Here is a 12,632-nt window from a genome sequence, read left to right as displayed (position 1 = left end):
AACCGGACATCCCCGTCCTAAAAACAGCAGGGCTCCGGAAACGCACATTACAGAGAACCATGGAGAATCTCAAGGACTTGGCGGAGCTGATCCACTGGGATCTGTCCCGGCGCAGACACCTGTCCCACCGCCCCGAAGGTCATGGAGGAGCCGAACACTTCGCCACACAGGCGGCTGACCACCCCCTGGGAAGACATGGACATGGTAATAATAGGGCGGTCCGCATAACAGCGCGCCATCTCCTCTGTGGCTGACAGCAACGTCAGCACATCCCCTGCACTCCGGGGCATCACAGCGATTTTAGGGATGTCGGCCCCCATATCCTGCATTTTCCTCAGGCGAAAAATCAGGTCCGCCTGGCTGGGTGTTCTTTGAAAATCGTGATTGGAACCCACCACGATCCTGCCCGCCTGATGGATCCCGTCGATATTCTCCCGCACCACACTGTCCCCGGAGAAAATCTCCACATCAACAGCGTCCACGTCTCCAGATAGGGCTGCCGCCAGGTTGAGCTGAGTATAACGATCCAGTGGAAGTTCCCGCTCACCGCCCTCCTTTCTGGTACGGAATGTGAAGAGGATCGGAATGTTCCCCAGAGCCTCCCTCAGTGCCCGTAGTGTGGACAGCACAGACGGCAGATCATTTACATCCTGATAAAAGTCTGCCCGCCATTCCACCACATGCAGTGGGATATTTGTCAGCTCCTGGGCCTTGGTCAGGATCTCCCCCCGATTCTTGCCTACAATCGGGACGATCACCTTAGGACTGCCGCTGCCAATTTCCACATCTCTTAACCGAATTGTTCTCACTTGTCCTGCCACCTTTTTTCGTCATTCTCCAGCACCTGATACATCAATTCAGAAGGGATCTCCCGTCCTGTCCAAAGTGCGATCTGTTCTACACCCTGATAGATCACCATCCCCAGCCCATTCAGCGTCCTGCATCCCATTTTCTCCGCTTCCCGCAGGAATCTGGTCTGCTTCGGCTGATAAATAGCATCATAACACAGCTGTCCGGGACGGAGCCAGCGGCAGTCCATGGGGGTCTCCTCCAAGTGAGGTGCCATTCCAAGCCCGGTCAGGTTGAGGACCAAATCGGCCTTCTCTGTCTCTCGAGCCAGCTGATCTCTCTGCCCTATCTCCAGTCCCCGGCAGACGCCTGGATAAAACTGGTTTAGTTCCTCGGCCAGCCGGAGAGCCATTCCGTCCAACGCCGCTGTAACAATGGTTTTGGCACCCATGGCGGCCAGCTGAAACAACACCGCCCGGGCTGCTCCTCCCGCTCCATAGGAAAAAATGTGCTTTCCCGCTGGATCAAATCCCTGTTCCTCTTTCAAAGACCTGGCACAGCCCATACCATCGGTGTTATAGCCGATCCAGGCACCGTCTCTTACCACCACGGTATTGCAGGCTCCCATCTGGCGGGCTGTCTCATCCATGCCGTCCAAATACTGCAGAATCGTCTCTTTGTAAGGTTTCGTCACGGCCAGTCCACCCAGATTCATCTGCTTCAATCCCGCCACCACGGTACGGAGCTGGTCTGACGATTTTACCTCCACCGGAATATAATAATAATCCAGCCCCAGCCGCTCATACACTCTGTTCTGGGCCAGATAGGAGACGGATTGACGCAGAGGCGTCCCCAACAGGACCACCAGCTTGGTGTCTACTGTAATATAAGCCATTGTGTTCCCCCGTTTCTGTCCTCTCAGCCGGCCTGCCCAGCACAGAACGCGCTCTTCTTTCCTACATACAGCTTATCAATATGCTCGATGACCACATCTCCGTTTTGATTGAAGGTCCTGCATTGGAAGGTCAACACTCCGAACTGCTGGTTCTTTTCCTGCTTGTCCACCAGTACAAATTCTGTATGGATGCAGTCCCCTGGATAAATGGGTGCACAGTAGTCCGTTTTGTCGTAGCCGTAGTGAAAGGTCGGGACAGCGTCTGGACTGACGCTCTGGGCATAAAATCCGTCCACCACATTCAGCACCAGAGAGTAAGGCACCGTGATTCTCTTTAGCGCCGGAATTCCCCGGCAGTACACCGGATCACTGTGGATGCGGGCACACAGGCTGGTGCAGGCAGAATACATTCGAATATCCGCCATCTCCAAGGTGCGGCTACGGCTGATGATCCGCTCCCCCACCTGGAATTCTTCAAAATACCGGGTCATCCCCATTTCAGCGTCCCCCTTCCTTTTCCACCAGAAAATGCTCCAGCGCAAAGGTGACTGGCACCTTCTCCTGGTTATATACTGTAGCAGCCACCGTCACTTGACCGTATCGATCATTAAAGTCTGATACTCCTTTAACTTGGAACTCACAGTTGATAATGTCTCCGATATAAATCGGTTTCATAAAACGGATCTTGTCATAGCCGCGGGGGATAACTACCACTTCGCCGCCGGGGCAGAGTGCATCATACATGCCTGCGTCAATAAATCCCAAAACCATGGACCCCTGTACAATAGGCCGTCCTACATCCGGACGTGACGCACAGTACTCTGGGTCAATGTGCAGGGGGTGGCTGCCTCCAATCACCCCGATAGAGATCCGTGTATCCGCCTCGGTCATCTGCCGTCCACTGCTTCTGCAAGTCTCGTCCAGTTTGAAATCCTCAAAATATTTATGGTACATATCCTGCATGATCGTTTCTCCTTTCTCCTGGCGTTCCGGACAGCTTATTCCAGATGGAACTGTGTTCTGCGCAGCCCCATGGCCTCCTCCTGAAACAGTCTGTGGTCCATCTCCTTCAAATTTTCGGATATGATGGGACGGAAAGCCATTTGGCCAATGATGTCCTGCTCCAGATCCATACCAGGAGCAATCTCCGTAAGCACAACCCCCTGCTCCGCCAGGCGGAACACGGCCCGCTCCGTGATAATTACCACTTCTTGGCCTCTCGCTACAGCATTCCGACCGTTAAAGGTAATCTCAGGAACCTTTTCCACCGCCTTGATAAACTTTCCTTCCTGCCGGATACGAATGGTTCCTCCTTCCACAGACTCCTTCAGTCCCCCCGCCTTCAACGTTCCAGCAAAGATAGCCTTTTTGGAATTCTGGCAGATGTCCACAAAGCCACCGGTCCCCATGATTTTCCCGTTGAATTTATGTACGTTGATATTTCCGTCCCGGTCGAACTCCGCAAAGCTGAGGAAGGAGATATCCAAACCGCCGCCATCATAAAAATCGAACTGAGCCGGCATGTCGACTACGGCCCGGGCATTGACACTGGCCCCGAAGTAAATTCCCTGGGCGGAAACTCCTCCGATGATCCCCGTCTCCACGGTGAGGGTGAACTCATCGCTTACCCCCTCCTCCTTAGCTACGACTCCTATACCGTCACAAATTCCCACACCTACATTCCCGATGTAACCAGGCTCTACTTCCATCAGTGCGCGCCGTGCAATAACCTTTCGCTCATTAAGGGGAATCACAGTACGGTCCTCCGAGAAGTCCTGGATATACCGGCCGGAAACAAAGCCACTGGTCGGCACACCGTACAGCTGGGGCTGTCCGGGGACCTCCACGATAGCGTCCACCAAGTAGCCCGGTATCTTCACTTCTTTGCTTGGCAGGGTCCCTGCCTTCACCACTCGTTCCACCTGCGCGATTACGATCCCGCCGTTGTTATGGGTGGCCATAGCTGTAGCAAAACTATCTGTATAGAGCACCTCGTCTTCCATGGTGATATAACCCTCGGTATCCGCACTGGTGCCCCGGATAAAGGCTACATCCGGATAGATGCATGGATAAAACAGCCACTCTTCTCCATCAATGACCTGAAGCTTGATCAGCTCCTCCTTTGTCACATCGTTCAGACGCCCCCCCTGCTGCCTGGGATCCAGAAATGTGCCCAAGCCTACATGGGTCAGAATTCCGGGAGCTCCTGCTGCCGCGGCCCGCATCAGCTGCGCCATCGCTCCCATTGGAAAGTTATATGCCTCAATCTCATTGCGTTCCGCCATTTCACACAGGCGGGGCGACTGGCCCCAGTGGCCGCCGATGTCCCGCTTCACCAGCCCTTTCTGTGCCAGAGGGGACATTCCCTTGTCCCCCCGGTCCCCCAGTCCGGTAGAGTGGTAAAAGGTCAGGTCTCTGGGTGTCTGGGTCTGGCGGTAGCGCTCCGCCAGGGCACAGATCAGCTCTGTGGCCTCATTGATCCCGCCCCCGCAGCCGCACATGGCCACCACATCGGCGTCTTTGACCAGTTTCACTGCCTCTGCAGCTGTCATAACTGGAACTCGGCGTATCTGCCTCGCCTGTCCGCGTGTTTTCTTTTTCAGTCCATACTCATTCATATCGCTCTAACCTCATTTATTGTATTCCATACCATTTCTGCTCCGCTAAACTTATCCCAGCAGGCCAGGTAAAAGCAGACTCAGCGGCGGCACATAAGATATAATCAGCTGGTCGATCGCCAACAATGCGATATATGGCAAAATCGGCCTGACAATCTGTTCATATTTAATTCCGGCAACCTGAGAAGAGACAAAGAGATTGACCGCAAAGGGCGGTGTAATGGCCCCGATGGAGAAGTTGATGACCATGATCAATCCAAAATGAATGGGATCGATCCCCAATGCAACCGCAGCCGGAGAGAGGATTGGCGCCAGAATAATCATGCCGGGCCCCGGATCAAAAAACATTCCCACCAAAAACAGGAAAAGATTAATCAGCAGCAGGAATATATATTTGTTCCCCGCAATGCTGATAAAGAAATTGGCCACGATTGTGGGGATCTGAGCAAATGTCAGCACATATGCAAAGAGGTCAGCTGTAGAGAGGACCAGCATAATGACCGCTACCAGAATGACTGCCTCTGCAAAGGTATTCATCAGCTTTTTCCAGGTCAGCTCTTTATATATCACAAAGCCAACAAAAATAGCATAAGCGACGGCAACCGCAGATGCCTCAGTGGCAGTAAACAGTCCGCTGTAGATGCCGCCTAAGATGATGACCGGCATGAACAGGGCCCAAATAGCCTTACGGAAGCTGGTCCCGCGCTCCTTCCAGGTATATTTGCGGTCACCGGCATATCCCTTTTTCCGACTGACATACCAGGCATACAGGATCTCTGTCAATCCAAGGAGCATTCCGGGAATTACACCCGCCACGAACATACTGGTAATGGAGACATTGGTGGCAACACAATACAAGATCATGGATATACTAGGTGGAATAATAACAGCCAGTCCCGCCGCTGATGCCTGTGTGGCTGCGGAAAAACGGACATCATAGCCCCGTTTTACCATGTTGGGAATCATAATAGAACCGATTGCCGCCGCAGTAGCTGCCGCGGAACCACTCAATGCCCCAAAAAACATACAGGATATAATCAATATGGTAGCCAGCCCACCATGATAATGACCGACCATAGTGGCGACAAAATCTACGATCCGCTGAGAAATACCCGCACTCTCCATCAGCGCTCCAGCAAGGATAAAGAAGGGGATCGCCAGCAGAGTAAAAGAATTTAGTCCGGAAAAAAAGCGCTGAACTACCAGTCCTGCCGGCATTTCCAGACCGAGAACTGTAATCGCTGATGCAAGCCCAAGTGAAGTAGCCACTGGCACAGTCAAAACAAAAAGCAGGAACATGAGCACAAACATCAAGACAATCATACCTGTTTCTCCTCCTTTGCCTGCAGCATGCGTTCCATATCACTGGCCAGCATGTTTAAAATCAAGTACACACATCCAACCGGGATTGCAGCATAAGGAACTGCCATAGACAGTTGAAGTGCGGGGGAAACTGTTTTATAATTAACAGAAATCACGCCTACTGCACAATATATGGTCAAGACTGCGAATCCCAAAGAAATAATGGTAGAGATCCAGTACATAATATGGAGATTTCTCTCGGACATTTTTGTCAGAGATGGAAGCACCTCCATCCTAATCAGCCGGTTGGAACGCGCTGCCAACCCCGCCCCCAGCCAGACGATAAAAATAATCAGATACCGGCACAGCTCATCGCTCCATGGGATGGAACCCGTTGTCATATTGCGAATAATCACTTGCAGAAACGCGGTCAAAAACATCATGATGAACATACCTACCAGAATTACCCTGACAACCTTGTTAAGTGCGTCTACAAACTTAATATACCTGGCCATTTATGACACCTCCTTGGGTGAGGATCCCAGGTGCGGGGAATAACCCCGCACCTGGACTGTGTTAAGTTTACTCGGTGGGAAACTGGGTATTGGCAGCTTCGGCAGCTTCCATCAGTGCAGCATACCTCTCAGGATCGTAGCTCTCGACCAAATCATAGACAGGCTGGCTCATTTCTCTCATTTTTTCAAATTCGCCTTCAGATAGTTCGCTGACCACCAGGCCATGATTCTCTATCATATCCTGAAGTGCATCCTCATTATAGGTGGTCATATAATCCTTATGGGCCATCTTAGACTCATTCACCGCCTCCAGCAGGATCTGTTGCTGTGCCTCAGTCAACCCCTGCCACGCAGCATCACTCATCAGGAAGGTCATAGTGTGATAGATTCGATTCGCCAAAGTCAGATATTTCTGCACTTCATAGAATTTTGAGGTATAGAAAGAACCAATTGTAGTCTCCTGGCCATCCACGGTGCCAGTCTGCATCGCCATAAACAGCTCACCAAAGGCCATGGCCACAGGCTGTACATTCAGACACTCCCAAGACTTGATCGCCATTTCAGAAGTCATGGACCGCAGTTTCAAATTGTTCAGCCCATCAACCGTTGTGATCTCCTTGGCGTTATTGGAGATCGCATAATATCCATTCTCATAGAATCCCAGTCCACGCAAACCATTGGCACTCAGGCTATCCATCAGTTCCAGTACGGGCTCACTTTCCTGGAATGCGTAAGCGGCATCTCGAGTCGCAAATAAGCAGGGCAAGTCAAAGAATTCATAAATCGGGCACATAGGTGCAATTCCGGCCGGTCCGACCAATGCAAAGGTCACGGCGTTCATCTGCATAGACTCCATCAAGGCTGCGTCATCTCCAAGAGAACTGTCATAATACAGATCTACCGTCATATTGCCCCCACTTTTTTCTTCCACCAGCTCGGCAAAATTTTGAGCAGCAATAGAATAGGGGTGAGTGCTGGCCACAGTTAACCCAAATTTAAAGGTCTGCGGTGTCCCTAACCCTCCCCCTTCACTGTTGGAGGGATTACCGGAACTTGAAGTGGGAGTCTTTCCACATCCGACCATGCTGCCCAGCAGCATTGTCATCGCTAAACAAAGGCTAATTAATTTTTTCATGTTCAATTCCTCCATTTTCGAATTTCAAATCCAAATCCATATTTATATCCGCATTATGGATATTGAATCCGTTATGCGGTCATGATAGCATTATTTTTTCATTTTTGTCAATATAGATTTTTTACAAATCAAATTTTATGTAGAATTTGATTCAAAAACTTTTTTTGCTGAATTTTATGAGTATTTTTTAATTTTTAATGATTTTATTTCGCTTTTTATGTAAATTTTTTTAAGAGAAAAAGAAATTCTCGATTTTTTTGTCTAATTGTACAGTAATATGCTTTCATCATCCTGGAAATTTTATCTAGTTATAGCAGTTGAATTACAACTTATCTTTTGCCGAAACAATTGACACTCTCTAATCCTTCTGCTAAAATTGAGTTTAACATCCGCAATGTGAATCATTTTTAATTTTTACTACCTTATTTGTGGATGAGGAGCGTGATATCATGACAGTCGGCAACCAAGCTCAATCTGATGAAAAAAATGTCAAAAGCATTGAAAAAGCTCTAAATATTCTTTTGCTGTTCACCCCAGAAACTCCAGAGCTCTCCCATACAGATATTGCCAAGACGATGGGGTGGAGCACTGCCACCACATCCCGGCTTCTGAACACCCTTCAAAACAAGGGCTTTTTGATCCGCGACCCATCTACAGGACGGTACACATTAGGTGGTGTTTTGTACTTTTTGGGACAGATTGCAAAAAAAAGTGCGGATCTCGGCCAGATTTGTACACCTATTCTGGAACGGATTCGGGATGAAACGAAGGAGACGGCTCATATCTTTATCCGTGAAGGGATCGAGCGGGTATGTTTCGCGCAAGCAGAAGGAACACAAAGCATCCGCCAGTCAACGAAATTAGGGACCCACGAGCCTCTGTGCTATGGCGCAACAGGAATAGTTTTGCTCGCCTTTCAGAAGCCGGAAGAGCTGGGACAGTCTCTGGCCGCAATGAAGGACTACTGTAAAGATGTGAATCTGCAGCAGTTGTTGATGAAAATTGCCATTACAAAAGATCAGGGCTATTGTCTAAAAAAAGGAGACAGTGACGGCACTCACGTGGGTTGCATTGCTGCCCCGATCTATAATGCCGATGGATCTGTCACTTCCTGTCTCGGTATTTCTACCCCTGAGTTTCGCTTTCCTGATGATCCTTCTTACTTTGTCTCCCTAATCAAGCAAGGAGCAAAGGAAATTTCACAGCAACTTGGTTATCACGGAGACTTGGAGTAAGTCCCTATATTGTTTGAAATGCCGCTCTGGAACATTCCAGGGCGGCATTTCTATTTCGGATAAATTTTCAGAAATTTCATCATAACAAAAAATAAGTCCCCGAAACCCTTGCGATACAAGGACTCCGGGGACTCAAAGAGTGGTGCGGCTGACGGGAGTCGAACCCGTACGCCCATAGGACACAAGCACCTCAAGCTTGCCAGTCTACCAATTCCAGCACAGCCGCAAATCAGCGGCTCTTTCAGAACCGCTTGGTTATTATACAATTTTTACAGGGGTTTGTCAATGGATTTTTACTGGGTTTCCTGACCGCCCCGCATCGCCTCGTGCTCCCGGCGCAGCTCCTGCCAGAGCTGGCGGGAATCCCACGTCCGGTTGGTGGGAGTCAGCACTGCCTTCAGGAGCACAGGCGGAAACTCCGTCCTGCGCATGGTGTTCAGCAGCTGGTCCAGCCTGCCGGGCCCCAGGTCACAGAAGACCATCATCGCTTCCGGGATATCCGCCTGCTGTTTCGGGTCCTCTTCGCCTTTTCCGGCGGCCACCTGCTCCAGGGGCAGGTGGTACCGGGAAGGCTCCACCATGCGGACCCGGACCCGGAGCATCATGAGCAGGGCCCGCAGCGTCTTAAATTCATCGCCCCCGCAGTTGTATAGCAAAACTGTTTCCTTTGCCATGACAGTCCCTCCTTCTGGTCCCGCCGGAGCCGGAAGATCCGGCTCCGGCAGTTTTCCCATCCTTCCGCATGCAGGGTCCAGCTGGGACGCCTGTCACACCCCGGCCAGCGCCTGCTCCAGGTCCGCGATGATGTCCTTCACATCCTCAATGCCCACTGAGAAGCGAACCAGGTCGGGGGCTACCCCAGCCGCAGCCAGCTCCTCGTCGTTCATCTGGCGGTGGGTGGAGGAGGCGGGGTGGAGGACGCAGGTCTTGGCATCGGCCACGTGAGTGGCGATGGAGGCCAGCTTCAGACCGGCCATGAAGGTCTCCGCTGCGCTCCGGCCTCCCTTGACCCCGAAGGAGACCACGCCGCAGCTGCCGTTGGGCAGGTACTTCCGGGCGCGCTCATAATACTTGTTGCCCGGCAGGCCGGCGTAGTTGACCCACGCCACCTTGGGGTGCTTCTCCAGGTACTCCGCCACCGCCTGGGCGTTGGCGCAGTGCTTGGCCATGCGCAGGGGAAGGGTCTCCAGACCGATGTTCAGCAGGAAGCAGTTCTGGGGGGAGGGGATGGAGCCCAGGTCCCGCATGAGCTGGACGGTGGCCTTGGTGATATAGGCGCCGCCCAGGCCGAACCGCTCGGTGTAGGTCACGCCGTGGTAGCTCTCGTCCGGGGTGCACAGGCCGGGGAACTTGTCTGGATAGCGGGTCCAGTCAAAGTTGCCCGAATCCACGATGGCCCCCCCCACCTGGAGGGCATGTCCGTCCATATACTTGGTGGTAGAGTGGGTCACGATGTCGGCCCCCCACTCGAAGGGTCGGCAGTTCACCGGGGTAGCAAAGGTGTTGTCGATGATCAGGGGGACCCCATGGCTGTGGGCCGCATCGGCAAACTTTTCGATGTCCAGCACAGTCAGGGCCGGGTTGGCAATGGTCTCCCCAAAAACGGCTTTGGTATTGGGCCGAAAGGCCGCATTGAGCTCCTCGGCGGTGCAGTCCGGGTCCACGAAGGTGAACTCGATGCCCATGCGCTTCATGGTGACTGCAAACAGGTTGTAGGTGCCGCCGTAGATGGTGGAGGAGGACACCACATGGTCACCGCAGGAGGCAATATTGAAAATGGAGTAGAAGGAGGCCGCCTGGCCGGAGGAGAGCAGCATGGCAGCGGTGCCTCCCTCCAGGGCGCAGATCTTGGCCGCCACGGTGTCGTTGGTGGGGTTCTGGAGGCGGGTATAGAAATAGCCGCTGGCCTCCAGATCAAACAGCTTACCCATCTCCTCGCTGGTCTCATAGCGGAAGGTGGTGGATTGTACGATGGGGAAATTCCGTGGCTCCCCGTTTCCGGGGCGGTAGCCCGCATGCAGGCAGTTGGTGCCGATCTGATAGTGACTCATGCTCTGATTCCTTCTTTCTCTCCGGAGCGGCGGCGCCGCTCTTCGGTACAATGTAGTTTAGATTAAACGGGTCCGCCCGTTTTGTCAAGCCCCTTCATTCGTGGCCTCCTGCCCCTGCCCCGGCTGGGAGAGCACCGCCTCCTCTCGAGTCAGGATCTGGTGGTTCCGGTAGCTCACCGGCTGTCCGGCCACATTGATCTCCACTGCCTCCACTCCGTCCAGCTGGCTCATGGTGAGGACGATGCAGTAGTCGGCCACGGTGAGGGAGATGTCCGTCAGTCCGCCGTACTGCTCCGACAGATTCAGGACCAGCACCCCCTCCTCCAGCCCCCAGCTCCGCAGGGACACCCCGCTGGGGAAGGGGCTGTTCAGCTCCTCCTCCGTGGGACCGGAGAGCAGAGCCTCCATCAATTCCCGAGGGCCCGGGTCCGCCTCCCCCTGGTAGGGCTCGCTGAGGATGGCGCTGCCGTCCTCCAGACCGGAGGCGAAATAGAGCTGGTATCCGCCCTTCTCCGCGGCAGTGCTGCAGGACCCCAGCAGGAGCAGCAGCCCCAGGAGCAGGCACATCGTCCACCGCTTCATCCCCGGTCTCCCTCCTTCCGTTTTTCCGGCACAGCGGGAAAGCCCACCGTGAACACGCTGCCCTCCGGCTGGCGGGCCCGGACGGTGACCCATCCCCCGTGGCGGCGCACCGTGTCCCGGACAATGGACAGCCCCAGCCCGGTGCCGCCGGCGGCCCGGGAGCGGGCCTTGTCCACCCGGTAGAACCGGTTGAACACCTTGGGCATGTCCTCCTCCGGGATGCCCACCCCCGTGTCCGATACCTCCAGAAGGACCTGGTCCCCGTCCCGGTACACGTCCGCCATCACCCGGCCGCCTGGCCGGTTGTACTTGATGCCGTTCTCCAGCAGGTTGAAGCAGATCTGGTATAGGTCGTCCTCTGTCCCCTGGACCACACATTTATCCTTCAAATTGGATCCCAGGGCCACCCCAGCCGCGTCCGCCACCGGCGCCAGCATGGACAGCGCCCGCCGGGTGACCGCCGACACGTCCACCGGGAAGGTCTCTGCCGCCGGCAGGCTGTCCAGCCGGGTCAGGGCCAGCAGGTGCTCGGTGATCCGGGTCAGCCGGTCTGCCTCTGTCCCGATGTCGGAAACGAAGTCCCGCAGGGTCACTTGGTCCATGGTCTCGTTCTGGAGAATGGAGTCTGCCAGCAGCCGGATGGAGGCCAGAGGGGTCTTCAGCTCGTGGGAGGCGTCGGATACGAAGCGCCGGCGCACCTCCTCCGTGGTCTGGAGACGGTCAGTGAGCTGGTTAAACTCCTCCGCCAGCAGGGCCAGCTCGTCCCGGCCCGAGGGCTGGAGCCGGTGCCCATACTCCCCCTCCCCCACAATGCGGATGGCGCTGAGCAGGGCGGTAAAGCGGGAGGAGAGCATTTGGGCGAAAAACAGGCTCATCACCAGGGTCACCGCCGCAACCACCAGGGAGATGCTCCGCAAATTTTTCTGTAAGTTCAACAACAGCGCGCCCTGGACCGCGTCCTCCTCACAGATATAGACGCAGCCGATGGTCATATTGCGGTACACGATGGGGACCGCCGCCGTGGAACGGAACACCTGGCCGCTGAACTCGGAGCAGGTCACGTCATTCCCCCCAAGGGCCAGCACCACCTCCTGATAGAGGGCATAGCGGTACTGGGGTTCTTCCGGCTCCTCCTGGACCGGGGCGGTCTCCGCTGTCTCCCCACGCTTCTCCCTGGGCTGGGTACTGTCGTACAGAATCAGCCCTGCGGGGTCGGTGACCACTACCCGGGTCAGGCCGCTGCTGTCCAGCATGGTCATGACCCGCTCCACCTGGTCCGAGGTGAGCAGCTCCAGCTCCATCAGGGCAGAGGCCATCACCGCAGCCTGGCTCTTCAGCGAATCCCGCTTGGAGCCAAACAGCAGGTCCTGGGAGGCCAGCACCGGGTAGGTGTTCAGCAGAATCAGCACCACTGACACGATGGCCAGGTAGCTCATGGCGTATTTCATCTGGATGGAGGAAAAAAACGGAACTCTGCCCCTCTTTTTCTTCTTTTCCTCCCGCACAGCGC

Annotated in this window: 13 protein-coding genes and 1 tRNA gene; 1 reads left to right on the top strand and 13 read right to left on the bottom strand. The window is 54.2% G+C overall.

Translation table 11 applies throughout. The annotated features are described in order from the left end of the window. Positions 1-47: 47 nt before the first annotated feature. The 8 genes from aroD to L9O85_RS02625 all read right to left on the bottom strand — a co-directional run bounded on the left by aroD (position 48) and on the right by L9O85_RS02625 (position 7,254). Positions 48-809 (bottom strand): type I 3-dehydroquinate dehydratase, encoded by a 762-nt coding sequence (aroD, locus tag L9O85_RS02660; RefSeq protein ID WP_276852936.1) that lies wholly within the window; start codon positions 807-809, stop codon positions 48-50. Continuing rightward, positions 806-1,684, bottom strand: a complete 879-nt coding sequence (gene aroE / locus L9O85_RS02655; RefSeq protein ID WP_276852939.1) for a shikimate dehydrogenase — start codon at positions 1,682-1,684, stop codon at positions 806-808. The genes aroD and aroE overlap by 4 nt, the downstream gene beginning before the upstream one ends. A gap of 23 nt (positions 1,685-1,707) precedes the next feature. After that, positions 1,708-2,181, bottom strand: coding sequence for a MaoC family dehydratase (locus L9O85_RS02650; protein ID WP_301579464.1), 474 nt, complete (start codon positions 2,179-2,181; stop codon positions 1,708-1,710). A gap of 1 nt (position 2,182) precedes the next feature. Then, positions 2,183-2,647: a MaoC family dehydratase gene (locus L9O85_RS02645; protein WP_276852945.1), complete on the bottom strand. Its 465-nt coding sequence runs from the start codon at positions 2,645-2,647 to the stop codon at positions 2,183-2,185. 35 nt (positions 2,648-2,682) lie between these two features. Next, positions 2,683-4,236, bottom strand: a complete 1,554-nt coding sequence (locus tag L9O85_RS02640) for an acyl CoA:acetate/3-ketoacid CoA transferase (RefSeq protein WP_276852946.1) — start codon at positions 4,234-4,236, stop codon at positions 2,683-2,685. A gap of 117 nt (positions 4,237-4,353) precedes the next feature. Next, positions 4,354-5,625 carry a TRAP transporter large permease gene (locus L9O85_RS02635; protein ID WP_301579459.1) on the bottom strand — a complete coding sequence of 424 codons (1,272 nt, stop codon included), beginning with the start codon at positions 5,623-5,625 and terminating at the stop codon, positions 4,354-4,356. Further along, a complete protein-coding gene (locus tag L9O85_RS02630) occupies positions 5,622-6,119 on the bottom strand; it encodes a TRAP transporter small permease (protein ID WP_301579457.1) in 498 nt (165 codons plus the stop codon). Before L9O85_RS02630 ends, L9O85_RS02635 begins: the two co-directional genes overlap by 4 nt. 67 nt (positions 6,120-6,186) lie before the next feature. After that, positions 6,187-7,254 (bottom strand): TRAP transporter substrate-binding protein, encoded by a 1,068-nt coding sequence (locus L9O85_RS02625; protein ID WP_276852953.1) that lies wholly within the window; start codon positions 7,252-7,254, stop codon positions 6,187-6,189. A 449-nt stretch (positions 7,255-7,703) separates the two neighbouring features. Between L9O85_RS02625 and L9O85_RS02620 the strand changes: the two genes are divergently transcribed. Then, positions 7,704-8,489, top strand: a complete 786-nt coding sequence (locus tag L9O85_RS02620) for an IclR family transcriptional regulator (protein ID WP_276852955.1) — start codon at positions 7,704-7,706, stop codon at positions 8,487-8,489. Between the two features lie 140 nt (positions 8,490-8,629). On the opposite strand, the gene L9O85_RS02615 is transcribed toward L9O85_RS02620, so the two are convergent. The 5 genes from L9O85_RS02615 to L9O85_RS02595 form a co-directional block, all read right to left on the bottom strand. Beyond that, positions 8,630-8,715, bottom strand: a tRNA-Leu gene (locus L9O85_RS02615). A 67-nt stretch (positions 8,716-8,782) separates the two neighbouring features. Next, the gene (locus tag L9O85_RS02610) at positions 8,783-9,163 is read right to left on the bottom strand and encodes a DUF3783 domain-containing protein (protein WP_050622685.1); all 381 of its coding nucleotides are present in this window, start codon (positions 9,161-9,163) and stop codon (positions 8,783-8,785) included. Positions 9,164-9,256: 93 nt separating this feature from the next. Then, entirely contained in the window at positions 9,257-10,540 is a 1,284-nt protein-coding gene (locus L9O85_RS02605) for an O-acetylhomoserine aminocarboxypropyltransferase/cysteine synthase family protein (protein WP_108979684.1), read from the bottom strand. 84 nt (positions 10,541-10,624) lie between these two features. After that, positions 10,625-11,122 carry a GerMN domain-containing protein gene (locus L9O85_RS02600; protein WP_276757693.1) on the bottom strand — a complete coding sequence of 166 codons (498 nt, stop codon included), beginning with the start codon at positions 11,120-11,122 and terminating at the stop codon, positions 10,625-10,627. Further along, complete coding sequence (locus L9O85_RS02595) at positions 11,119-12,627, bottom strand: sensor histidine kinase (protein ID WP_242850260.1); 1,509 nt, start codon at positions 12,625-12,627, stop codon at positions 11,119-11,121. The genes L9O85_RS02600 and L9O85_RS02595 overlap by 4 nt, the downstream gene beginning before the upstream one ends. Between the last annotated feature and the right edge of the window lie 5 nt (positions 12,628-12,632).

This window comes from Lawsonibacter asaccharolyticus (assembly GCF_022453915.1).
GTDB classification, from domain to species: Bacteria; Bacillota; Clostridia; order Oscillospirales; family Oscillospiraceae; genus Lawsonibacter; species Lawsonibacter asaccharolyticus.
This window is presented reverse-complemented; position numbering and strand designations above follow the sequence as displayed.